The sequence below is a fragment of the Tsukamurella spumae genome (genome assembly GCF_012396015.1).
GTDB lineage: Bacteria > Actinomycetota > Actinomycetes > Mycobacteriales > Mycobacteriaceae > Tsukamurella > Tsukamurella spumae.
On the sequence record NZ_JAAXOQ010000001.1, the window covers coordinates 12,369 to 35,718 of the forward strand.

The window sequence follows — 23,350 nt, forward strand, 5'->3', positions numbered from 1 at the left end:
GTGCAACGGGTACGTGCATCGGAAACGCCGTCGACACTGTCAGCCCGCCGCGCGATGATCAGGGCATGAGCGACGAGGACGAGTACCCCGAGTTGGCATCGATCCTGCGCAGGTTCCCCGCAGAGTGGGACCGCTGTATCGGAGTCGGCCCCGGCTGGCACTCGATCCTGATCAAACTCGACGAGGCGCTCGCGGAGGTCGATTCGGACTACACGATCAAGCAGGTCAAGCAAGAAGCCGGAGACTTGGACTTCCGCTTCGACACCGCTCATGCAGACCGCTACCAGGCGATGCGCGCACTGGTTCGGGCCGCCGAACGGAAGGCGTCGCACATCTGCGAAGAGTGCGGGAAGGTCGGTTCGCTGCACACGTCGCGGGACGGAGCTGTTCGGCGGCTCTGCTCCGCCTGCGCCGCCGCAGCGCAGGAAGGTTACGAGGCGGTGAGCAGTGACCTTGAGACCCGTGCGGCTCTTCATCGGGTAGCGATGCAGGCAGCGGCACTGCATCGCACGCTGACCTCGCTGCCGCCGGACGCGTCCAGGCGGATCACCAGCGGTGAGATGGACACGCTCTCCCAGCTCGCGTCGCGAGCTCTCTGGGCCTCGACATCGGACCTTCATGAACGCGGCGAGCACGGGTACGCCGCAGAGGTGGTCGCGCGGGCGCGGGGCGGCGCGGCGGAGGGCATCACCGAGCTGCGACTGGTCACGAACTCGCTCGCCATCAGCGAGCGGTTCTGGCGTGCGATGTACCCCGACGCAGCGGTGGAACGGGTCGGCGGCGTGCTCCGGATCACGCCGCCGGTCGGACCGGCAATGCTGTACGTGGAGGCGCTCGCAGCGCATCTGATCACGACCGTGGACATGGAGATCGTCGTGGACGATGGCGCTGCGGATCGACTGCGGGCGGCGGGTTTCGATGTCTCGCGCGATGGGCGCTACGTCGTTGACGTCAACGGCACGGACGCGACTGTGCGGATGGAGGGACGATGAGCGTCGGCAGAGGGTGGCGGCCGCTGGTGGAGGAGCTGCGGCGGGACCTCGCCGCGGTCGGTGCGGAGCTGATCCAGGCGAGCGAGAAGTACGGAGTGCTGGATGGCGCGATCGAACCGTGGAGCCCTGCCGCGCAGGAACTGCTCGATGCGGCGGAGCGGCGCAGCTCCGAGGTCTGCGAGGAATGCGGCCAGCCCGGCCGCGAGGTCACGCTGCCGAGCGGGTGGGTGAAGACGCGCTGCGAGGGGCACACCGTGACGGAGCGGGATGACAACTACTGGCAGGGCATGAGCAGCGGGATCGAGCGCGGCGAGTACACCCCTGTCGCCCCGGTCGAGCTTGGACCGGCAGCAGCGATCCAGCAGCGCGAACTTGAGCAGGAGATCGAGCGGATGAACGAGGAGAAGAGGTAGTGGCCGTTCCGTGGCCTATCGTCGGCGTCGAGAGCCGTGGCGGCACCTGGGTGCGGTTGCGCCACGCCGACGGCACGGTGGCGGACCATGACTTCTCCTACCTGCTCGGCGGGGCGGGCGTCTTCCGGTACCTCACCGGGGAGATGATCCCCGAGGCCGGCATCTGCGATGGGGGCACGGTCGGCTGGGAGACCGATGCCGGCGTAGTGGATCTGGCGCCGGATGCCCTGTGGGAACACGCCGTGCTCGGCCTCTGCCCGGGTGGCGTCTGCCGCGGATGGACCCCGGCGCACACCGTGTTGGTGCCCCGCGGCGGTCGCTGACCGTCACCCCCACACGCTGCGCCAGCCGCGCGGCCGCGCAACTGGGTTACTCCTCGATCCCCAGCTCCCTGAGCCGCTCCTGCACTCGCCGTTGAACCTCCGCCTCGACGGGGTCGATTGCGGCGGCGACCGGCCGCGGGGGAGCGGCGGGCCTGGCAACCGGGGCAGCCTTCGCGCTGATCCGCTCGGCGACCCGGACGTCCGCCCCCTGTGCCTGGACTATGTACCGCTGCGCGGCGGTGATGGTGCGGTGGCGCAGGCGCGCCATCATCTCGGCGAGCGTCGCGCCGCTCTCCGCCGTGATCGTCATCCCGGTTCGACGCAGGTCGTGGTAGGTGAACTGGGCGAGCCCGGCGCTTCGTTTCGCCTTCTGCCACGCATTGTCGAGGGTGCTGGGGTGGAGTGGTGCCTCCGGATCGGTGCGCGACGGGAACAGCCATGCGCGGGGGTGTTCGGCGACGAAGCGGTCCAGATGCTCCCAGAGCTCCGGCACGATGTGCGGCGGCACCACCACCGCCTCTTCAATGCCGCTGGCCTTCGAGCCGGTGACGATCAACAGGCTGGGCTCACCTGCTGAGCGGCCGCGGTTCTGCACCAGGTGCCGCCGGATCCAGAGGCGCACCGTGGGTGCTTTCGGGACGGACGCGGCGGGATCGGTCGCCGCGTCCTGCCGTTGCAGCGCTGTCACCTCGCCGGCACGCAGCCCGCACCACGCCGCGATGAGAATCCCGGCGCGGTCCTGCTCGGGCATCGCGTCCATCAGAGCGGTGAGCTGCTCCAGGGAGGCGGTCTGAGGCTTCCTCGCCGCGGAGACAGTGCTCGCGCCCTTGATCCGGAGCGGGTTGGTTCCGATCAGACCGCGGTCCACAGCGTCGTTGAGCATGGCGCGAAGATTCTCGTAGCACCGGGCCCGCTGCGTCGGATACTTCGGGCAGCAGCCGCGGTACCACGAGTCGCACAGCTCCCTGGTGAGGTCCGCGAGGGCAGTGTCGCCGAGCACGGGGTTGATGTGGAGACGGAAGCGGCTCGCGCTGTTGTGACGGTGTGAGTGGCTCTTTAGCGTCGGGATCCACTGCTCCGCGTACTCGGCGACGGTGAGCCGGTGAGCCTCCGCTGCGGCCTCGGCCTCGGCGTCGAGCCGCGCCTGCTCGGCAGGGCTGACCCAGGTGCCATAGTCGATGGCGACTCGCACCTTGCTCAGCGCGGCGTCGGCCTGGCGCGCCGTGCCGTAGGTGCCGAGGGGGTACCGCACGCCGTCGGGGCCGGTGTACTGCGCCTGATAGCGCCCGCTCCGCTGCTTCCGTACCGTCCCGAAGCCGCGTTTCGCCCGTGCCATGCCGCCCCTCACCGCAACCGTTCCGCGCACAATATGCGCACAATCGGAGTGTAGATCCTGTCAACGCCTGACCATCGGAGTACCGAGGAGAACGCCGTGAATGCGCAGGTAGACTGCCTATTCGCCCCGGTTGGGTCGATGTGTCCGCGACCTGTACTGTACGTTTCGATCCCAGCTAGGACCACCGAGAAGCCGCCTGGTGATCAGGCGGTTTTCTTCGTTTCTGGGGTCGGTCCTGTCACTCGCGATCCACCGCGCCGGGTCACCGGCCCCATGTGTGAATCCGTTTCTCAAAGTCACCACCCCTGACGTTAGTCGGGAGCACTAATGTTGAAGCCATGGTCAACGAAGAGAAACAACCCGTAGCGCTGTGGTTCGATCCGGTATGCCCGTGGGCGTGGGGAACGTCCCGATGGCTCACGGAGGTCACCAAGGTGAGACCGATCGACCTGCAGCTGCGCATCATGAGTCTCTCGGCCCTCAACGAGGGCGGCGATGTGCCGCCCGAGTTCGCGGAGCGCCTGGCCGCCGGGTGGGGTCCGGTTCGGGTGAGCGCGGCGATCGCGCGCGACCTCGGTCCCGCGAAACTCGCCGACTTCTACACCGCGATCGGAACACTGATCCACCACCAGGGCAAGGACGTCAGCGTCGAGACGATCCGCGCGGCGCTCGCCGACGCCGGCCTTCCGGAGTCCTACGCCGACGACGCCGCGTCCACCGAACTCGACGATGACATTCGTGCCTCGACCCAGGCGGCTGTCGACGCGGTGGGCACGGGGACCGGCACCCCGGTGACCGAGGTGAACGGCCGAGCCTTCTCGGGGCCGGTGATCGATTCGTACCCGACGGGCGAGGAGGCCGGAGAGTTCTTCGACGGGATCGAGCTCACCAGCCGGTTCTCGCACTTCTATGAGTTGCGCCGAGGGCGCGACGGGGAGCCGAACTACAGCAACTGACGGATCGCGATCCCCGCGTCCCCGCGTCGGTCAGCGGGCCTGTGCCAGGGCGACCGCGTCGGGGCCGGCGGGGAAGCGCAGCGTGCCCGTGGTGTCGTGCACCGCACGCCAGACGGCGCCGGCCACATCCTGGGGAGTGGTGACATCGCCCTGCGCGGTGAAGCCTTCGATGATCGGTGCGGCGAATTCGGAGTAGGCGTCGGGGACCACGTCGCTGAGATCTCCGGCGTTCGCCGAGAACTGCGTGGTGGGGCAGCCGGGCTGGACGAGCTTCGCCTGGACCCCGAACGGGGCCAGTTCAAGCGCCAGCGACGCGGTGAATCCCTCCGTGGCCATCTTGCTCGCCTTGTACATCGCGGTCAGAGGCATGGCCCCGAGGACGACGCTCGAGCTCACGTTGACCACGACACCCGAGCGCCGCTGCCGGAACTGCGTGATGACGGCCTTGGTCGTCGCCATCACCGCGAACGTGTTCGTTTCGAACAGCTCTCGGGCCTTGTCCATCGACATCGCCTCGACGACCCCGATCGACCCGATGCCCGCGTTGTTGACCAGGACATCAATGGGTCCGGCCGCAGCGAAGGCCGCTGTCACGCTATCCGGATCCGTCACGTCCAGCTGCACGATCCTGATGCGGTCGGAGAGCGGCAGGACGTCCTCGCGCGGCGTGCGCATCGTGGCGACGACCTTCCATCCCTGGGAATGGAAGTGGAGGGCGGTGGCGAGGCCGTACCCGGAGGATGCTCCGGTGATGAGTATTGTCTTCACGCCACCCACGCTAGCCCGGCCGTATCGGACTATCTATAATCAAAAGTCTCGACTTCATTATCGATAGTCCGGCTTGAAGTGCAGCCAGCAGGCCGGCGACCGGGTGGGAGACCTCGTGACTGATCCTCTGTCTCAGGTGGTGCAGTTGTTGAGACCCCGCGGCGTGGTCTCCAAGCGGATCTCCGGCGCGGGCGCCTGGGGTGTCCGCTACGCCGCATTCGGTCACCCGGGGTTCGCCGTCGTCCTGGAGGGAAGCTGTCGCCTGGCAGTAGCGGGCGCTCGCGAGATCATCCTCAACCGGGGAGACTTCGTGCTCCTCCCGGCTACACCGGCGTTCGATCTCTCCGGCTTCGACGATGTCAATCCCATCCAGGTGGACCCCCGAGGTCTGAGCGGCGATGTGGATGCGGACTATTCAGGCGGTCTCGAGCCGGAGGTCCGCATCCTGGGTGGCAGCTTCGTGTTCGATTCGCCTGATACATCCCTTCTGTGCTCGCTCCTGCCTCCGATCGTGCATGTCAGCGGTGTCGAGCGATTCCAACCCCTCGTCTCCCTGGTGGCGGACGAGGCGGTTCAGGACAGGCCGGGGCGCGATCTGGTGCTGTCGCGACTCGTCGAGATCCTTCTCGTCGAGTCGCTGCGGACGGTATCCGCTCCCGAGGCGCCCGTTGGACTGCTGCGTGGCCTGGCCGACCCCAGGATCGCGCCCGCCGTTGGACAGATGCACCAACGGATCGATAAGCCGTGGACGGTCTCCGAGCTGAGTGAGGTCGCCTCGTTGTCGCGATCGGCGTTCTTCACCAGGTTCACGCGCTGCGTCGGTGTACCCCCGATGGAGTACTTGACGGCATGGCGGATGGCGGTGGCGCGTGATCTCCTCCGCCACGAAGACATCGGAGTCGCCGAAGTGGGCAGTCGGGTCGGCTACGGTTCGGCCAGCGCATTCAGCACGGCGTTCACCAGGTACACGGGTGAGCCCCCGCGCGCGTACGTCCGCAGATCTGCGGGGTGAACCGCGGATCTCAGCGGTGCTCAGTCTCGGTCGGGGCCGTGGTCGGTGGGAATCGGCGGCTCCGGGAGCACGGGGTAGGGGCCGGTGTAGCCGGCGCGCTCCGCCGCCACGCTCGTGACCTTGCCGCGCACCGCGTACCAACCGCCGATGAGCATCGGGACCAGGGCGACGATCGCGTAGAGGTTCCAGATGTTCTCGTAGCACATCAGCACGACGACGGCAGCGAGGAACGTGAGCGATGCGTAGCTGCTCCACGGAGAGAACACCTGTCGGAACGTCGGTCGGGTCACGATGCCCTTGTTCGCCCAGCGGTGCAACTGGATCTGGCACAGCAGGATCATCGCCCACGTCGAGATGATGCCCAGCGCGGACAGGTCCAGCGCGATGTTGAACGCCTCTTCCGGAACCACCATGTTGAGCACCACGCCGAGCAGCGTCAGACCACCGGTGAGGGCGATGCCACCGAACGGGACACCGTTGCGGTTCATCTTGCCGGTGAATGCAGGGCCGCTGCCGTTGAGCGCCATCGACCGCAGGATCCGGCCGGTGGAGTACAGGCCGGCGTTGAGGCTGGACAGCGCCGCCGTCAGAACGACCAGGTTCATCACATCGCCCGCGTACGGCACGCCGATCTTGGAGAAGAAGGTGACGAACGGGCTGGTCCCCTTGGCGAACTCGGTGTACGGAACGAGCAGGGCGAGCAGGATCAAGGACCCCACGTAGAAGACGGCGATCCGGACGATCACGGAGTTGATCGCTCGCGGCATGACCTTCGCGGGCTCCGCGGTCTCGCCCGCCGCGATGCCCACGAGTTCGACTGCCGCGTAGGCGAAGACGACACCCGAGACGACGATGGCAAGTGGTAGGAAGCCGAGCGGCAGGAGGCCGCCGTTGTCGGCGATGAGCGAGGGGCCGGTGGTGTGGCCGTCGACCGGCATCCGGGAGGCGAGGATGACGATGCCGACGACGAGGAAGCCGACCAGCGCCACGACCTTGATGATCGCGGCCCAGAACTCCATCTCGCCGAAGAGTTTCACGGAGATGATGTTCATCGCCATCACGATCGCCAGCGCGATCAGAGCGATCGTCCACTGCGGTATCGCGCTGAACACACCCCAGTAGTGGACGTACAGGGCGATCGCGGTCACGTCCACGATGGCGGTCGCCGCCCAGTTGAAGAAGTACAACCATCCGGTGACGAATGCTGTCTTCTCCCCGAAGAATTCGCGTGCGTACGAGACGAACGACCCGGAGGACGGGCGATGCAGTACGAGTTCTCCGAGTGCTCGCAGGATGAAGAAGACGAAGAGGCCGCACACCGCGTAGACGAGGAACAATCCGGGACCGGCGTCGTGCAGTCGGCTGCCGGCGCCCATGAACAGGCCGGTACCGATCGCGCCTCCGATCGCGATCATCTGGATCTGACGGGGCTTCAGGGTCTTGTGGTAGCCCTCCTCCTCATGTGCGAGAACGGAGTTGTCGTAATCAGCTTGTGACGTCATGCCCGGGAACGCTAGGGGCGTGTTGTGACGAACGTGGTGCCGCAACTGTTACGGCCGCGCTACTTCAGGTCGAGGGCCGCGGCTTCACGTCGCGGAGCGTGCGGTGCAGGATCTCTGCGAGTCGGGTGCACGTGGGATAGCGATCATCGACTCGCTTGGCCAGTGCCTTGCGGAACACAGCGGTGAGGCTGGCGGGGAGCCACCGTCGAACGGAGTCCGGTGCCGGCGCGGAGGCGTGGAGATGCGCATGCCTGACGGCGAGCTCCGTGCGGCGCAGGAAGGGAGGCCGGCCGGTGAGGAGCTCGAACGCGGTGGCGGCGAACGCGTAGCCGTCGGTCTGCGGGAACAGATCCTGCGCGCGCAGCAGTTCCGGTGCGGCGTACGGGAGTGAGAACAACAGGTCACCGTCGTAGAGGACCGTCGCGGGCGGAACCAGGGGTTGGGCGATCCCGAAATCCGACAGAACGCCGCGTGCGCCGAGCCCGGCGCCCTCGACCAGGATGTTGGCGGGCTTGACATCGCGGTGCAGAACTCCGGCTCGGTGGCAGTCGTCGAGGGCGTGCCCGACGTCGACCAGTACGGGGACGATGACGGCGAGATCGGGCTCGACCTCGCCGGGAACGAAGGTCGTTGCCGCGGCGCCGTCCACGTACTGCAGCGCGATCCACGCGCGCGGATCACCCGGTGTTCCGCCGAGAGGCACGACCGGATCCTCTCCGCAATCGAGGACGGCCGCTACATTCGGGCCGGCGACCTTGTCGGTGAGGCGGAACTCGCGCTGGAAGCGGCGATAGGCGTGCCCGCTCGTGTCGGCAGTGCGAAGCAGCTTGAGCGCCACCGGCTCTTCGCCCGGTCGCTGCGCGAGGAAGACGTCCGCGCTGCCGCCTCGTCCGAGCCGCCGGAGCACCGCGTACCCGGCGACGACGTCTCCCACGTTCGGCATAGCGTTCAAAGGCCCCCGACCTTGATGACACCACGGACAGGCGCGTGGCGCACGATCGAGGCCACTATCGCACGGGACGGCGCGCGGTGCGCCACCGAGCCGATCCGTGTGTATTCCGCCCGCGATCGTGCGGGCGCGATACCGTCACAGGTATGCCGATCAAGCTCGAGAACGTCGCGATCGCGGTCCGTGATCTGGAAGCGACGATCGCGTTCTTCACGGACCTCGGCCTCACTGTCATCGGACGGCAGACGGTCAGCGGTGAATGGACGGACACCGCCGTCGGGCTCGACGGCAACCACGCCAAGATCGCGATGCTCGAAACACCCGGCGGCCAAGGTCGTATCGAGTTGTTCGAGTACCTGCATCCGGATGCCATCGAGACCGAACCCACGCTGCCCAACGAGATCGGGATGCATCGCGTCGCCTTCTCGGTCGATGACCTGGATGAGGCCCTCGCGATCGCGGCGAAGCACGGTTGCCATCCGCTCCGCGGAGTCGGCACCTACGAGGACGTCTACAGACTCACCTATGTCCGCGGCCCGAGCGGCATCATCGTGATGCTCGCGCAGGAGCTCGGCACGGCCTGACCGGTCCGCGCCGACCCCGGTCACGAGATGATCCGGTCGCTCAGCTCCGGTTCAGCGCTGCCGCGCGCGTGATCAGGGCGCGGAAGGCGTCGGCGTCGAGCGTGTCGGACTCCCGGAGATCGATGGCGCGGCGCGTGCCGGCGTCCAGGCTCGCGTTGAACAGGCCGTCCGGATCCTCGACCGCGGCGCCCTTCGCGAAGGTCACCTTGACCTTGTCCTTGTACGTCTCGACCGTGCACAGCAGTCCGTCGAGGGAGAACGTCGGCACCCCGTCGGGGTTGGAGGGCTTGCGCCACTTGGCTTCCTCGACGGTGTCCGGCTCGGCCTCGAGGATCACGGCACGGATCCGTCCGACGGTGCGCTCACGCCAATCGATGCTCATGGTCGAACGGTACGCCGACGGCGGCCGGGGCGTGCAGCCCCGGCCGTCGTGGGGGCGAACAGATATCAGTGCACGTCGACCGAGGGGGCGTCGGTCACGTGCGGGCCGTTCGAATCGACACTCGCAGTGCCGGTGTCGGCTTCCACGCTGCGGGTACTCGCGCCGGCGTTGTCACGGTCATCGCGCGGCAATAGCGATGGCTGTCACACCACAGTGCTGCCTTTGGATGTCCTGGGAGTTCTGAAGCTATCACCATTTCTCAGCGATACCAATGGTTTCGCCGTCCTTTGTTCACGCTAATTTTATTACCTCGCAGTAGCGAAAAACACTGTCCACTAATGGAACTCGTTCCACGGTTTGCGATCGAGTGCCACTCGGCAATCGGTGTCTTCCATTCCGTGTCGTGCGGTGAGAATGGCGATCGCAATGCGCGGGAAATGGTGGGGGAAGATTTCTGCGATGTCCGTCGGTACGCTGGAGTGATGGACGACCGTGATGCCGTCGACGCGCTGCGGCGCGGTATCCGCGCACCCGATCTGCGGGTGGCCGGAATCCTCTACTGGTACGCCCTGTCCGGGGCCCTCGCCCGAGTCGCGATCGCGGGATCGGACGGCGCCGGCGCGCCCGTCCGGACCGGGGCCGGCGGATGGCCGGAACTGGGGGAGGCGGCACCGTCGGACGACCCGGCCGGCGCGCTGGCGCGTGCCTTCCACCGCCTGATCCCCGGGATCGCGCAGGCCTGCGGTGCCACGGAACGCTCGCTCTGGGCGATCGGGACGGACTCGATCGCCGCGGCGGCGCTCGCGACGGGGGAGCCGCGCACCGTCGCCGACCGGATGCTGCGGGCGTGCGGGCCGGACGCCCCGGCCGCGCGGTTCGACGAGGTCCCGGGGCGCGGCACCGTCGTCCGACGGGGCTCCTGCTGCCTGCTCTACCTGTGCCCCGGGATGGGCAAGTGCCTGAGCTGCCCCCGGCAGACTCCCCAGGAGCGGCGCGCGCGGCTCGCGTGAGGGTCGCCTCGCGCGGCGGCCGCACGCCGGGGACCGATAGGATCGATCGGACTGATAACCGCGTGCGGCCAGGTATGCCGCCCGCTACATGACTAGGAGCACTGTGAGCACCACCTTCGTCGTCCCCGCCGGAATCGCGGCCGGGGCAGCCATGCGCGAGCTGGATCTGCCGAACAAGGGCCCCGAGGCGGTCGTGGTCGTCAAGACCGCCGACGGCACCCTCAAGGACCTGAGCTGGATCCCCGAGACCGACACCGAGGTCGAGTCCGTCGCGGCGAACACGGAGGACGGGCGCAGTGTGATCCGCCACTCGGCGGCGCACGTGCTGGCGCAGGCCGTCCAGGACGGCTTCCCGGGCACCAAGCTGGGCATCGGCCCTCCCATCAAGGACGGCTTCTACTACGACTTCGACGTCGCCGAGCCCTTCACTCCCGAGGACCTCAAGGGCCTCGAGAAGAAGATGAAGCAGATCATCAAGGCGGGGCAGCGGTTCTCGCGCCGGGTGTACGCGAGCAAGGACGAGGCCCGCGCCGAACTGGCGGGTGAGCCCTACAAGCTCGAGCTCATCGACGACAAGGGTGCCGCGGACGACAGCGAGGTCATGGAGGTCGGCGGCGCCGAGCTCACCGCCTACGACAACCTCAATCCCCGTACCGGCGAACGGATCTGGGGCGATCTGTGCCGTGGCCCCCACGTGCCGACCACCAAGTACATCCCCGCGGTGAAGCTGACCCGCAGCTCCGCGGCGTACTGGCGCGGCGACCAGAACAACGCCGACCTGCAGCGCGTCTACGGCACCGCGTGGGAGTCGCCCGAGGCGATGGACGAGTACCTCGAGCTGCTCGCCGAGGCGGAGAAGCGCGATCACCGCAAGCTCGGGGCGGAGCTGGACCTGTTCAGCTTCCCCGACGAGCTGGGTTCCGGCCTGCCCGTGTTCCACCCCAAGGGCGGGATCATCCGCAAGGAGCTGGAGGAGTACTCGCGGCAGCGGCACATCGACGCCGGCTACGACTTCGTGAACACTCCGCACCTGACCAAGAGCACGCTCTACGAGGTCTCGGGCCACCTGGACTGGTACAAGGACGGGATGTTCCCGGCCATGCATCTCGACGCCGAGTACGACGACGAGGGCAACGTCACCAAGCCGGGCCAGGACTACTACGTCAAGCCGATGAACTGCCCGATGCACAACCTGATCTTCGATGCCCGCGGTCGTTCGTATCGCGAGCTTCCGCTGCGGCTCTTCGAGTTCGGCTCGGTGTATCGCTACGAGAAGTCCGGCGTGATCCACGGCCTGACCCGCGTGCGCGGCATGACGCAGGACGATGCCCACATCTACTGCACCAAGGAACAGATGCACGAGGAGCTGACCACGACCCTCGAGTTCGTGCTCTCGCTCCTCAAGGACTACGGCCTCGACGACTTCTACCTCGAGCTCTCCACCAAGGACCCGCAGAAGTACGTCGGCTCGGACGAGGTGTGGGAGGAGGCGACCAAGACCCTCCAACAGGTGGCTGAGGCATCCGGTCTCGACCTCGTGCCGGATCCGGGGGGCGCCGCCTTCTACGGCCCGAAGATCTCCGTGCAGGCCAAGGACGCACTCGGCCGGACCTGGCAGATGTCCACCATCCAGCTGGACTTCAACCTCCCGGAGCGGTTCGAGCTCGAGTACACCGCGCCCGACGGCACCAAGCAACGCCCGGTGATGATCCACCGCGCGCTGTTCGGCTCCATCGAGCGCTTCTTCGGCGTGCTCACCGAGCACTACGCCGGGGCCTTCCCCGCTTGGCTCGCGCCGCAGCAGGTGGTCGGTATCCCGGTGGCGGAGCAGTTCGGCGACCACCTGGAGACGGTCATCCGCGCGCTGAAGAAGCACGGGATCCGCGCCGAGGTCGACCACAGCGACGACCGGATGCAGAAGAAGATCCGCAACCACACCACGCAGAAGGTGCCGTTCATGCTGCTCGCAGGCGAGCACGACCGCGACGCCGGAGCGGTCAGCTTCCGCTTCCGCGACGGCACCCAGGTCAACGAGGTGCCGGTCGACGATGCCGTGCAGCGGATCGTTGACTGGGTGCACGCGCGCCGCAACGAATCCCCGACGGCCGAGCTCCTGGGCCCGGCGGAGAGCACCGTCGGGACGGCCTGACCGGCACCGAGCGGAGAGGACGGGGAGGAATCGATGATCGACGAGACGGGCGTGCCCGGCGCGCATCGCGACTTCGGGGTCGGCGACGGCGACGAGACGATCGAGCGGCTGTGGACGCCCTATCGGATGCAGTACCTGGTCGATTCCCCTCCCGTCCCGGAGGGGAGCACCGCGTTCCTCGAGATCCCCAAGCTCGCGGACGAGGACGGGTTGATCGTGGCCCGGGGCGAGTACTGCTATGTCGTGCTCAACCTGTTCCCGTACAACCCGGGACACTGCATGGTGGTGCCGTACCGGCAGGTGGCCGAGCTGGAGGACCTCACCGACGAGGAGGCCTTCGAGCTGATCAAGCTCACCCAGAGGACCATCCGCGTGATCAAGCGGATCTCGCGGCCGGCGGCGTTCAACGTGGGCTTCAACCTGGGTCGGTCGGGCGGCGGCTCGATCGCCGAGCACCTGCACCAGCACATCGTGCCGCGGTGGCCCGGCGATGCGAACTACATCACGGTGCTGTCGGGCACTAAGGTGATGCCGCAGCTGCTGGGACAGACCAGGGCGCTGATGGCGAAGGCCTGGGAGGAGGTCTAGGAGTGTCGGCGATCTTCAGCCGGGAGGCGGTCTCCAAGGTCACGCACCCGATCGCGAGAGTCCTGATCAGGACCGGTCTCACGCCGGACGTGGTGACCCTGTTCGGCACGGTCTGCTCCGTCGCCGCCGCGGTGTGGCTCTTCCCCGCGGACCAGCTGTTCTGGGGAACCATGATCATCTGGTTCTTCGTCATGTTCGACATGCTCGACGGTGCGATGGCCCGCGTGCGCGGGGGCGGCACCCGGTTCGGGGCATGGCTCGATGCCACGTGCGATCGCATCGCCGACGGTGCGATCTTCGCCGGCCTGGCGTGGTGGGCCGTGTTCACCGAGCACAACCGGTACAACCTGCTGGTCGCGACGCTGATCTGCCTCGTGACCTCGCAGGTGATCAGCTACGCGAAGGCCCGTGCCGAGGCCTCGGGGCTCAAGGGCGACGGTGGCTGGATCGAGCGTCCGGAGCGCCTCATCATCGTGCTCGTCGGTGCCGGCTTCACCGGGCTCGGCGTGGGGTGGGCCATCCACGTCGCGATGTGGTTCCTCGCCGCGACCTCGATCGTCACCGTCGTGCAGCGCGCCGTGAGCGTGCGGCGTTCGCCCGGGGCCACGGATCTGCTGCCGCTCCCGGCGGCCGCGACGCAGGGTGAGGAGGACGCGTGATCGACCCCCGCGAGGAAGCCGCCGACCTCGCCTATCGCGCCGGCTGGGCCCTGACGAAGCGGATGCCGGAGTCCGCGGCGAAGTTCCTCATCGACGGTGTGGGCGGCCGTCTCGGCGCGCGCGGCGACAACACGCAATTGCGCAAGAACCTGGCCCGGGTACTCGGGACGACGCCTGACGCCGTCCCGCAGCGCCTCATCGAGGAGTCCGCGCGGTCCTACGCGAGGTACTGGCGCGAGTCCTTCCGGCTGCCGTCGATGGATCTCGAGCAGCTCGGCGCGACCCTGGACCAGTACGTCGATACGCCGAGCCTGCACGAGGCGATGGACGCGGGCACGGGCGCGGTGCTCGCCCTCCCGCACAGCGGCAACTGGGACATGGCCGGGGTGTGGCTGGCCCAGAGGTACGGCCGGTTCGCCACCGTCGCCGAACGACTCAAGCCGGAATCGCTGTTCCGGCGGTTCGTGGAGTACCGCGAATCGCTCGGTTTCGAGATCTTCCCTCTGTCCGGCGGAGAACAACCGCCCATGCAGGCGCTGGCGCAGCGGCTGCGGGAGGGGCGGCCGATCTGCCTGCTCGGCGAGCGGGATCTGGCGCGCCACGGCGTGCCGGTGACCTTCTTCGGCGAGCGCACCCGCATGCCCGCCGGGCCGGCCAAGCTGGCCATCGACACCGGCGCGCCGCTGCTGCCCGTGCACTGCTGGTTCGAGGGCGACGCCTGGGGCTTCACCTCGCAGGACCCGATCGACGTGTCGAAGGGCATCGAGCACGCGACGCAGCAGCTGGCCCACGCCTTCGAGCGGAACATCGCCGCGCACCCCGCCGACTGGCACATGCTGCAGCCGCTGTGGGAGGCCGACTGGTCGCAGGCGCGCCGGGACCGGATCCTGGGGAGCGACGGGGCGGGCGGCACCGTCGGGCCCGATGCGCCGGGCGAGGGCACCGAGGTGCCGGGCGAGGGTACCGAGGTGCGTTGATGCGGATCGGGATGATCTGCCCGTACTCGTTCGATGTCGCGGGCGGGGTGCAGGCGCACGTCGTCGACCTGGCGCGGGTGCTCATCGAGATGGGGCACGAGGTGTCGGTGCTGATGCCCTCGTCGAAGGAGACGGTGCTCCCGGACTTCGCCGTCTCGTCGGGCAAGGCCGTCGCGATCCCGTACAACGGGTCGGTGTCGCGACTCTCCTTCGGGCCCAAGGCCTTCGGTCGTCTCCGCAAGTGGATCAGCAAGGGCGGCTTCGACGTGCTGCACGTGCACGAGCCCAATGCGCCCAGCCTCGGGATGCTCGCGCTGGCGATCGCCGACGGCCCGATCGTCGCCACCTTCCACACGTCTACGGAGAAGTCGCTCGTGCTCTCGGTGTTCCAGAGCGTGCTGCGTCCCTCGCACGAGAAGATCCGCGGCAAGATCGCCGTCTCCGAGCTCGCGCGACGCTGGCAGATGGAATCACTCGGATCGGACGCGATCGAGATCCCCAACGGCGTCGAGGTCTCGCACTTCGCGAACGGCGATCGGCTACCCGGCTATCCGCGCCCGGGGCGGACGGTGCTCTTCCTCGGCCGCTACGACGAGCCGCGCAAGGGCATGGCCGTCTTCCTCGAGGCGCTGCCCACGATCGCCCGGGAGCACCCCGATGTCGAGGTCCTCGTCATCGGCCGGGGTGACGAGGAGAAGCTGCTCCGCGAGGCCGGCCCGTACGCGAAGCACCTGCGACTGCTCGGCGCCGTCACCGATGAGGAGAAGGCCGCCGCGCTCCGCTCCGCCGATGTCTACGTCGCGCCGAACCTCGGTGGCGAGAGCTTCGGCATCGTCCTCGTCGAGGCCATGGCCGCCGGTACCGCGGTCGTCGCCAGCGACCTGAACGCCTTCGAACGCGTCCTCGACGGGGGAGAGGCCGGCGTGCTCGTCCCCGTCGGTGACGGTCCCGCGCTCGGCGCCGCCATCGCCGGGCTGCTGTCCGACGACCTGCGCCGCGCGGAGTTGGTCACGCACGCGTCGGAGGTCGTGTGGCGGTTCGACTGGTCGGTGGTCGCCCAGCAGGTGATCCGCGTCTACGAGACCGTCGCCGTGCCCGGCGTGGTCGTGACCATCGATGACTGAGAGGGCCCCGTGCTGTACCTGACCGCCACCACCGTGATCGTCATCGGGCTGATCGTCGTCGCGGTGTTCGTCGTTGCGGCACTGGCGTACCAGACCGCGCACCGACTGGACCGCCTGCACGTGCGCGTCGACCTGTCGATGCAGGCGCTCGACGCCGCGTTGGCCCGACGGGCCGCCGTCGCCCGGGCGGTCGCGGCGTCGATCCCCGACGATGCCGGCCGCGCACTCCGCGCCGCGGCGGACCGCGCCGAGAACGCCGCGCCCGAGGACCGCGAGCCGCGGGAGAACCGGCTCTCGGCCGCCATCGGCGCCATCGACATCGAGACCCTGCCCCGCTCGCTCGTCGCCGAGATCGCCGACGCCGACACCCGCGTCACGATGGCCCGCAGGTTCCACAACGACGCGGTCCGCGACACGCGGATGCTGCGCGGCCGCCGCTTCGTGCGCTGGCTGTACCTGGGCGGTACGGCGCCGATGCCGCAGTACTTCGACATCGTCGACCGGGGCGGCGTGCTCCCCGCCGCGTTGCTCGCGGAGACCGAGGAGCGCCGCGTGTCCGCGCGGGTCATCGTCGTGGACGCCGACGGTGCCGTTCTCCTGGTCCGCGGCCACGAGCCGGTGCCGGACGGCGAATCGCCGTCCGGACACTGGTGGTTCACGGTCGGCGGCGGTGTCGAACGGGGCGAGGATCTGCGCGCGGCAGCCGCCCGGGAACTGCTCGAGGAGACGGGGCGCACGCTCGAGCCGTCCGCCTTCGTCGGCCCGCTGTACCGGCGGGAGGCGGTGTTCACCTTCGACGGCGAGGTGATCGACTCCGTCGAGTACTTCTTCGCCGTCGCCTGCGAACGGTTCGAGCCGGCACCGTCGGGCTGGACGGACCTGGAGCGGCGCACCCTGGACGAGTTGCGCTGGTGCAGCGCGGACGACATCCGGGCGCTCGGGGACCCCGTCTACCCCGCGACTCTCGCCGACCTGGTGCCCGACGTGCGGGCCGCGCTGGCGGCAGGATCGGCGCCGGACGTTCCGGCCCGCGTCGAATAGGGGGAGAGATGGAACCGAGGGAGATCTCCGGGTACCGGGTGGTGCGCCGCCTGGGCGCAGGCGGGATGGGCGAGGTGTTCCTCGTCGAGCACCCGCGGCTGCCGCGACAGGACGCACTCAAACTGCTCGGCCCGCAGTTCGGCGGGGATCCCAACTTCGCCGCGCGGTTCCTGCGCGAGGCCGACATCCTCGCCGGGCTCCGGCACCCGAACATCGTCACGATCTACGACCGCGGCGAGTTCGAGGACCGGCTGTGGCTGGCGATGGAGTACGTCGAGGGCGAGGATGCGGCGCAGTACCTGCGAACGCGGGGCCCGCTTGCGCCGTCGACGGTCGCGGACGTGCTCGACCAGGTGGGCAGCGCGCTGGACTGGGCCTGGACCGAGCGCAAGCTGACGCACCGCGACGTCAAGCCCGGCAACATCCTGCTCGAACCGTCCCGGTCGGGGCGCCCGCCGGTGGTCAAACTCGTCGACTTCGGCATCGCCAAGGCCAGCGACGACGCGAGCTCGTTGACCGCGACCGGCGTCGCCGTGGGCACGATGGCCTACCTCGCGCCCGAGGTGATCGAGGGCAAGCCGCTCGACAACCGTGCCGATCAGTACTCGCTGGCGTGCACGGCTTTCGAGCTGCTCACCGGCGGTCCGCCGTTCGGGCCCGGGTCGCCCAGCTCGGTCATGATGGCGCACCTGAGCGCGCCGGTGCCGGATCCGGCGTCGAGGCTCGCCGGGCTGCCGCCGGGGCTGGCCGCGGTCTTCGCCCGGGCGATGGCGAAGCAGCCGCGGGACCGCTACGTCGACAACGCCGAGTTCGCCCGCGCGTTCCGGGCCGCGCTCGTCGCCGCGCGGCCGGACGGACGGCCCACCGTCGGGCCGACGTCACCGCACCGGCCTCCGATGCCCGCGCCCGCCACGACCATCCGCCCGACCCCGCCGCCCACCCCGATCCCCGCCTTCACGCCGCCCCCGGGCTCGGCTCCGGCGCCGCCCGCGCGGGGGAACGGCCGGGTCATCGGGCTCGCGGCCCTGGTCGCGGTGCTGGTCGTCGCCCTGGCGGCCGTCGGGTACCTCGCGTTCGGCCGTTCGGGTTCCGATTCGCCGGCCCCGACGGTGACCGCCATCGCGCCGCCCGGTGGGGCGACGGGCGGGACGACGGAGGCACCGTCGACCTCCGGCACGACGACGAGCGCACGCGTCCCGACGGTGCCCGGCACCGACGCCTACGGCTTCCTCGGCAGCCCCGCCCGGTGCGCGGGCGGCGAGACCCTCGAGCTCGCGCTGCTCACCTCCGGCGCGGGAGCGGGCTCGCGGGTCGTGATCTGCAGCTCGGGCGGCGCGTACACGTATCGAGGAGCGCGCGTGTCGGGCGACAACAGCGGACTCACGCTGCCGGCGTCGTCCGCGGGATCCGGCTCGTACCGCGCGCGGAACCCGGATGTGAACGGCGAGACCCGCAACGACACCATCTACACCGTGAGCGCCGGCGGGCTGGTCATCACCCGCGGCGACGGCCGCTCGGTGGCGTCGGAGCCCGCCCGGTCCGTCTGGACGCGCTGACCCCCCGATTCGTCGCCACCCCACCGAAACGCCACAGCCTCCCCCCGATTCGTCGCAGCCCCACCGAAACGCCCGACGTTCCGGTGGGGCGGCGACGAATCGGGGGCGGAGCCCTCAGTGCGCGGTGATGACGGGGCCGGCCGCCCCGGCTCCGACGGTGACGACGCGGCCGTCGCGGTGCGCAGCCGTGAGCACGCCGCCGGTGTCGCGCACGGCCCAGTTCTCCGCCCAGTAGGTGTAGCCGGGCTCCACATCACGGATCGGGACGCCCCAGAAGGCGTGGTCCGGCACCGTCTGCACCTCGATCTCGTCGTCGTGGAGCATCACGCGCCACCCGTTCCAGCTGACCTCGGGAGACCAGTCGGACACCGGCCGGCGCACGATCACCGGCACCCTCTGCCAGCCGTCCCGGATATCCCAGATCCCCGGAGGGCAGGCGGGAGCGGCGAAGGCGTCACGTGCGGTCGCCGCGTCTGCGACGACGAACAGCTCGAACGCGTGCGGGTCCTCCAGGTCCAGCCACCGCGCGTCGATCGAGATGAACCGGCCGGAGTGCTCGATGAAGGTGCCCCCGACGGTGAACATCCAGTCGATCGCCATGTCGACCTCGTCGGCGGCCGGACGATTGATCGCGAACTTCTCCGTGGACGCGCTGATCCGGGGGAGCATCCCATCCGCGATGTCATCCGCAGTCAGGTACTCGTCCTCGCCGTCCGGCGACGGCACCAGGGACCAGCGCGTCACGAAGTCCTCGACGGCCTCGGGGGCGAAGCCCGGTCCGACCTGAAGGTCCGTGTCGATGAGGAACGGGAGCACGCTGACGGTGATGCTCATGGACGGGGCGTCGCTCTGTGCGAACGGCTACACATGCCGCCACTGTATCGACGATGTCGTGAAGTACATGTCGCCTGCACTATCGGTGTGTGTCCGCCCCGGCGACCCGGGCTGGGACCGCGCACCGTCATCGGGAATACTGGAGCCTCACATGTCCCAGCTACGAGGAGATCCGTCAGTGTCCACTGATCCCCAGACCGCACCCGTCACCGGCACCGCGCGCGTCAAGCGCGGCATGGCCGAGATGTTGAAGGGCGGCGTGATCATGGACGTGGTCACCCCCGAGCAGGCGAAGATCGCCGAGGATGCGGGCGCCGTGGCCGTCATGGCACTCGAGCGCGTCCCGGCCGACATCCGCGCGCAGGGCGGCGTGAGCCGCATGTCCGATCCGGACATGATCGACGGCATCATCTCCGCCGTCAGCATCCCCGTCATGGCGAAGGCGCGCATCGGCCACTTCGTCGAGGCGCAGATCCTGCAGGCGCTCGGCGTCGACTACATCGACGAGTCCGAGGTGCTGACCCCGGCCGACTACGCCAACCACATCGACAAGTTCGCCTTCACGGTGCCCTTCGTCTGCGGCGCGACCAACCTGGGTGAGGCGCTGCGCCGCATCACCGAGGGTGCGGCGATGATCCGCAGCAAGGGCGAGGCCGGCACCGGCGACGTGTCGAACGCCACCACCCACATGCGCAAGATCCGCGACGAGATCCGCCGCCTGACCTCGCTGCCCGAGGACGAGCTGTACGTCGCGGCCAAGGAACTGCAGGCGCCGTACGACCTGGTCGTCGAGGTCGCCAAGAACGGCAAGCTGCCGGTCACCCTGTTCACCGCCGGCGGCATCGCGACCCCGGCCGACGCGGCGATGATGATGCAGCTCGGCGCCGAGGGCGTCTTCGTGGGGTCGGGCATCTTCAAGTCCGGCAACCCCGAGCAGCGGGCGAAGGCCATCGTGGCCGCGACCACGTTCTACGACGACCCCGCCAAGCTCGCCGAGGTCTCGCGCGGACTCGGTGAGGCGATGGTCGGCATCAACGTCGACGACATCCCGCAGCCCCACCGCCTCGCGGAACGCGGCTGGTAACGGCATGTCGCCCGCCCGTGGCGGGCGATTCGCGCTAGCGTCGAGGCTGCGCGGGCCGGGGGTACCCGGGAAAGAACTGGAAGCAGTGAGGCGGAGGATGTCAGACCAAGCAACGGCCAGGGCCGCCGACGGGTACGGGGCACAGACGACCGTGGCGTTGGGCGGATCACGGGTGGAGTCGGCGCCGGTCGCGCTGCGCGTGCTCGCGTACATCGCGGATCTGTGCGTCGCGTCCACCGTGGTCGCGATCGCCCTGATCGTCGACGTGGCCGCCGGGCTCGAGATGGGCTGGATCTTCGTCGGCATCGGCGCGGCGGTCGCGATCGTCGTCTCGATCGTGCTGCACGGTGCGTTCGGCGCCAGCCCGGGCAAGACCCTCGCCGGCCTCAAGGTCGTCGACGCGGACTCGCACCGCGCCGTCGGGTTCCCCGCCGCGGCCATCCGCTCCGTCGTGTTCAACGTGCTCGCGCCGCTGGTCTACCTGCCGGGCTGGTCAGTGCTGGCCGACGGTGCGCGGCGCGGCATTCATGAGAAGGCATCCCGCACGACGACGGTCGACGAGGCCGACGTCGCGACGGGCGTCCGCGCCCCGGCCCCGGCACCGTCGGGCCCGCTGGGCGGCCTGGTGACCGGCGAGCCGGACCGTGGACTCCAGCGCATCCCGACCCCGCTGCCCGAGGAGACCCGGATCGACCCGATCGGCGCGGAGGCGGCGACCGAGGTCGTCGAGGTCGACGAGCCGCGCGAGCGCATGGCCCCGCCGGAACTGCCCCCGCTGCCCGACGACGTCCCTGGCCTGCGCCCGATCCCGCCGCGCTTCGGTCCGCCGCCCACCGATGGCGACGGGCAGCCCGCCGCCTTCCCGCCCGCCGCGGCCTTCGCGCCGCCGCCGCAGGCGCCCCCGCAGCAGGCCCCGCAGCCGCAGGCACCCCAGGGCCCCGGCCCGCAGCAGCGCCCGAGCCAGCAGTTCCCGCCGGGCCCCGTCGGCCCTTCGGGACCGGTCGGTCCCTCGGGTCCGGTCGGCCCCGGCGTCCCGGGCGGCGGACGCCCGGCGCCCGCAGGTCGTCCGGCGCCGCAGCAGCCCCGCCCCGCGGCACCGTCCCCGATCCCGTCGGGTGGCGCACCGATCGTGCTGCGCTTCGACGACGGACACTCGTTGGACGTGCGCGGCGAGGGCATCATCGGCCGCGAGCCGGTGCTGCCCGCGGGCGCGGACTCGTCCACGGTCGCCAAGCACGTGCTGGTCGACGACACCGCATCGGTGTCCAAGACGCACCTGCTGTTCGGTATCACCCGCGGCGAGCTGTGGGTGGAGGACGTGGGCTCGACCAACGGGTCCGCGATCGCCTTCGGTGATTCGTGGACCGAGCTCACGAAGGGAATCAGGTACGCCGTGGAGAAGGGCAGCGTCGTGCACATGGGTCAGCGCAGTTTCAAGGTGTTCGGCGGATGACGGCGGACGAGGGCGAGGCGCGCTCCGAGATCGTCTACGGGGTGCAGGGCGGCGTGTCCATGAAATGGGTCGCCATCAGCAATCCGGGACGGGTGCGCCTGACCAACGAGGACGGTGCGCTCACCGGCCCGGGCATGTTCCTGCTGGCGGACGGCATGGGCGGGCACGATGCGGGCGAGGTCGCCTCGGCCGCAGCGCTCGAGGCGCTCGCCGAGGTCTTCGGACCCGAGCCGGCGGAGGCGCAGGTCGTGATGGAGCAGGTCGTCGACCGGCTGCGCGACGCGCACGCCGCGATCGAGGCGATCGACTCCGAGACCGGCAAGCGCGCCGGAACGACCGTGACCGGCCTGCTCCTGACCACCTACGAGGGCGTTCCGCACTGGCTGGTCGTCAACATCGGCGATTCGCGGACCTACCGGCTCGCGGAGGGCTACTTCGAGCAGCTCACCGTCGACCACTCCCAGGTCCAGGAACTGATCAACGGCGGCTTCCTGAGCCCCGAACAGGCGCGGGTCGACCCGCGGCGCAACGTGATCACCCGCGCGCTCGGCGCCGGGATGGAGCCCGATGCGGACTTCTGGATCGTGCCGGCGCAGCCGCACGAGAAGCTGTTGGTGTGCTCGGACGGCCTCAACGGTGAGCTCACGGACGACGAGATCCGGCAGATCCTCGACTCGGACGTGCCGATCGACGAATGCGCCGACCAGCTCGTCGCCGCCGCGCTGAACGCCGGCGGCCGCGACAATGTCACTGTGATCGTGGTCGACGCCACCACGGAACAGACCGATCCGGACTGGTGACCTTCAGTAGAGTACGTCCTCGTGGCTGACATCGAAGCGCTGCTGAGTCTCGAACAGATCGACCGCGACATCTTCCGCGGCATTCACGCTCCCTCGGTCCTGGCGCGCACCTTCGGCGGCCAGGTGGCCGGTCAGGCGCTGCGGTCCGCGATCGGGACGGTCCCGGACGCCATGCAGGTGCATTCGCTGCACGGCTACTTCCTGCGGCCGGGCGATCCGGACGCGGACACAGTCTTCCTCGTCGACCGGATCCGCGACGGCAGGTCCTTCTGCACGCGGCGCGTCAACGGCGTGCAGAACGGCGAGGCGATCTTCTCCATGTCGGCCTCGTTCCAGCTTCCCGGGCAGGCGGGGATCGAGCACAGCGACGAGATGCCGCCGACGCCCGCCCCCGAGTCGGTGCCCAGCCCCCGAGAGGATCCGAACGCCACCCGCGAGAGCCTCGGGCTGTTCGAGGAGTGGAGCAACTGGGACATCCGCATCGTGCCGCAGGAGGAGACCGCGCCCTACGTGGGACGCGCGGTGCACCAGCAGGTCTGGTTCCGGCACATCGGCCGCCTGCCCGACGATCAGAACGTGCACACCAGCGCGCTCGCCTACATGAGCGACATGACGCTGCTCGGTTCGGCGCGCGTCGCCCACCCGGGCGTCGACACGCAGGTGGCCTCCCTGGACCACGCCATGTGGTTCCTGCGCCCGTTCCGGGCCGACGAATGGCTGCTCTACGACCAGACGTCACCGTCGGCCGGTGGCGGGCGGGCGTTGACCGCCGGGCGGATCTTCGCGCAGGACGGGAACCTCGTGGCGGTCGTCATCCAGGAGGGCCTGCACCGCTTCCGGCAGTAGGGCAATAGGGTG

At 69.4% G+C, this 23,350-nt stretch carries 24 protein-coding genes; 18 read left to right on the forward strand and 6 right to left on the reverse strand.

The genetic code is table 11. The annotated features are described in order from the left end of the window. Positions 1–65 precede the first annotated feature (65 nt). Genes HF999_RS00090 through HF999_RS00100 form a run of 3 tightly spaced genes read left to right on the forward strand, consistent with a single transcriptional unit; the run spans position 66 to position 1,728 of the window. Positions 66–992, forward strand: coding sequence for a hypothetical protein (locus HF999_RS00090; protein WP_168543913.1), 927 nt, complete (start codon positions 66–68; stop codon positions 990–992). Continuing rightward, a complete protein-coding gene (locus HF999_RS00095; RefSeq protein WP_168543914.1) occupies positions 989–1,405 on the forward strand; it encodes a hypothetical protein in 417 nt (138 codons plus the stop codon). Before HF999_RS00090 ends, HF999_RS00095 begins: the two co-directional genes overlap by 4 nt. Next, the gene (locus HF999_RS00100; RefSeq protein WP_168543915.1) at positions 1,405–1,728 is read left to right on the forward strand and encodes a hypothetical protein; all 324 of its coding nucleotides are present in this window, start codon (positions 1,405–1,407) and stop codon (positions 1,726–1,728) included. The genes HF999_RS00095 and HF999_RS00100 overlap by 1 nt, the downstream gene beginning before the upstream one ends. Before the next feature lie 46 nt (positions 1,729–1,774). On the opposite strand, the gene HF999_RS00105 is transcribed toward HF999_RS00100, so the two are convergent. Beyond that, a complete protein-coding gene (locus tag HF999_RS00105) occupies positions 1,775–3,064 on the reverse strand; it encodes a tyrosine-type recombinase/integrase (protein WP_168543916.1) in 1,290 nt (429 codons plus the stop codon). Positions 3,065–3,402: 338 nt separating this feature from the next. Here HF999_RS00105 and HF999_RS00110 point away from each other — a divergent pair, with 338 nt between their 5' ends. Then, positions 3,403–4,020, forward strand: coding sequence for a mycothiol-dependent nitroreductase Rv2466c family protein (locus HF999_RS00110; RefSeq protein WP_168543917.1), 618 nt, complete (start codon positions 3,403–3,405; stop codon positions 4,018–4,020). A 30-nt stretch (positions 4,021–4,050) separates the two neighbouring features. Here HF999_RS00110 and HF999_RS00115 read toward each other — a convergent pair whose 3' ends face one another. After that, complete coding sequence (locus HF999_RS00115; RefSeq protein ID WP_168543918.1) at positions 4,051–4,788, reverse strand: SDR family oxidoreductase; 738 nt, start codon at positions 4,786–4,788, stop codon at positions 4,051–4,053. Positions 4,789–4,903: 115 nt separating this feature from the next. Between HF999_RS00115 and HF999_RS00120 the strand changes: the two genes are divergently transcribed. Continuing rightward, the gene (locus HF999_RS00120; RefSeq protein ID WP_168543919.1) at positions 4,904–5,800 is read left to right on the forward strand and encodes an AraC family transcriptional regulator; all 897 of its coding nucleotides are present in this window, start codon (positions 4,904–4,906) and stop codon (positions 5,798–5,800) included. A 20-nt stretch (positions 5,801–5,820) separates the two neighbouring features. On the opposite strand, the gene HF999_RS00125 is transcribed toward HF999_RS00120, so the two are convergent. Further along, a complete protein-coding gene (locus HF999_RS00125; RefSeq protein ID WP_168543920.1) occupies positions 5,821–7,302 on the reverse strand; it encodes an amino acid permease in 1,482 nt (493 codons plus the stop codon). Between the two features lie 64 nt (positions 7,303–7,366). Then, positions 7,367–8,236: a serine/threonine-protein kinase gene (locus tag HF999_RS00130; RefSeq protein WP_168543921.1), complete on the reverse strand. Its 870-nt coding sequence runs from the start codon at positions 8,234–8,236 to the stop codon at positions 7,367–7,369. A gap of 161 nt (positions 8,237–8,397) precedes the next feature. Here HF999_RS00130 and HF999_RS00135 point away from each other — a divergent pair, with 161 nt between their 5' ends. Beyond that, the gene (locus HF999_RS00135; RefSeq protein WP_168543922.1) at positions 8,398–8,835 is read left to right on the forward strand and encodes a VOC family protein; all 438 of its coding nucleotides are present in this window, start codon (positions 8,398–8,400) and stop codon (positions 8,833–8,835) included. Positions 8,836–8,875: 40 nt separating this feature from the next. Here the strand turns inward: HF999_RS00135 and HF999_RS00140 are convergent, their stop codons facing one another. Then, the gene (locus tag HF999_RS00140; RefSeq protein WP_168543923.1) at positions 8,876–9,217 is read right to left on the reverse strand and encodes a DUF1801 domain-containing protein; all 342 of its coding nucleotides are present in this window, start codon (positions 9,215–9,217) and stop codon (positions 8,876–8,878) included. Positions 9,218–9,699: 482 nt separating this feature from the next. On the opposite strand from HF999_RS00140, the gene HF999_RS00145 reads away from it, so the two are divergent. The 8 genes from HF999_RS00145 to HF999_RS00180 all read left to right on the forward strand — a co-directional run bounded on the left by HF999_RS00145 (position 9,700) and on the right by HF999_RS00180 (position 18,321). Then, positions 9,700–10,227, forward strand: coding sequence for a (2Fe-2S)-binding protein (locus HF999_RS00145; protein WP_168543924.1), 528 nt, complete (start codon positions 9,700–9,702; stop codon positions 10,225–10,227). Positions 10,228–10,378: 151 nt separating this feature from the next. Beyond that, the gene (gene thrS, locus HF999_RS00150) at positions 10,379–12,376 is read left to right on the forward strand and encodes a threonine--tRNA ligase (RefSeq protein ID WP_376766465.1); all 1,998 of its coding nucleotides are present in this window, start codon (positions 10,379–10,381) and stop codon (positions 12,374–12,376) included. A gap of 33 nt (positions 12,377–12,409) precedes the next feature. Beyond that, a complete protein-coding gene (locus tag HF999_RS00155) occupies positions 12,410–12,964 on the forward strand; it encodes an HIT family protein (protein WP_168543926.1) in 555 nt (184 codons plus the stop codon). 2 nt (positions 12,965–12,966) lie between these two features. Then, positions 12,967–13,623, forward strand: coding sequence for a phosphatidylinositol phosphate synthase (pgsA, locus tag HF999_RS00160; RefSeq protein WP_168543927.1), 657 nt, complete (start codon positions 12,967–12,969; stop codon positions 13,621–13,623). Continuing rightward, entirely contained in the window at positions 13,623–14,600 is a 978-nt protein-coding gene (locus HF999_RS00165; RefSeq protein WP_168544144.1) for a phosphatidylinositol mannoside acyltransferase, read from the forward strand. Before pgsA ends, HF999_RS00165 begins: the two co-directional genes overlap by 1 nt. Further along, on the forward strand, positions 14,600–15,724 hold the full coding sequence (locus HF999_RS00170) for a glycosyltransferase family 4 protein (protein WP_168543928.1): 1,125 nt from the start codon (positions 14,600–14,602) through the stop codon (positions 15,722–15,724). The genes HF999_RS00165 and HF999_RS00170 overlap by 1 nt, the downstream gene beginning before the upstream one ends. A gap of 12 nt (positions 15,725–15,736) precedes the next feature. Then, positions 15,737–16,765: an NUDIX hydrolase gene (locus tag HF999_RS00175; protein WP_168544145.1), complete on the forward strand. Its 1,029-nt coding sequence runs from the start codon at positions 15,737–15,739 to the stop codon at positions 16,763–16,765. Positions 16,766–16,773: 8 nt separating this feature from the next. Next, positions 16,774–18,321: a serine/threonine-protein kinase gene (locus tag HF999_RS00180; RefSeq protein WP_168543929.1), complete on the forward strand. Its 1,548-nt coding sequence runs from the start codon at positions 16,774–16,776 to the stop codon at positions 18,319–18,321. 114 nt (positions 18,322–18,435) lie between these two features. Here HF999_RS00180 and HF999_RS00185 read toward each other — a convergent pair whose 3' ends face one another. Next, positions 18,436–19,155, reverse strand: coding sequence for a hypothetical protein (locus tag HF999_RS00185; RefSeq protein WP_168543930.1), 720 nt, complete (start codon positions 19,153–19,155; stop codon positions 18,436–18,438). Between the two features lie 151 nt (positions 19,156–19,306). On the opposite strand from HF999_RS00185, the gene pdxS reads away from it, so the two are divergent. From pdxS to HF999_RS00205, 4 genes are all read left to right on the forward strand, one after another. Beyond that, complete coding sequence (gene pdxS / locus HF999_RS00190) at positions 19,307–20,239, forward strand: pyridoxal 5'-phosphate synthase lyase subunit PdxS (protein ID WP_168543931.1); 933 nt, start codon at positions 19,307–19,309, stop codon at positions 20,237–20,239. 97 nt (positions 20,240–20,336) lie between these two features. Further along, positions 20,337–21,692 (forward strand): RDD family protein, encoded by a 1,356-nt coding sequence (locus HF999_RS00195; RefSeq protein ID WP_168543932.1) that lies wholly within the window; start codon positions 20,337–20,339, stop codon positions 21,690–21,692. Next, complete coding sequence (locus HF999_RS00200) at positions 21,689–22,492, forward strand: PP2C family protein-serine/threonine phosphatase (protein ID WP_168543933.1); 804 nt, start codon at positions 21,689–21,691, stop codon at positions 22,490–22,492. The genes HF999_RS00195 and HF999_RS00200 overlap by 4 nt, the downstream gene beginning before the upstream one ends. 21 nt (positions 22,493–22,513) lie before the next feature. Continuing rightward, on the forward strand, positions 22,514–23,338 hold the full coding sequence (locus tag HF999_RS00205) for an acyl-CoA thioesterase (RefSeq protein ID WP_168543934.1): 825 nt from the start codon (positions 22,514–22,516) through the stop codon (positions 23,336–23,338). The last annotated feature ends 12 nt before the right edge of the window (positions 23,339–23,350 follow it).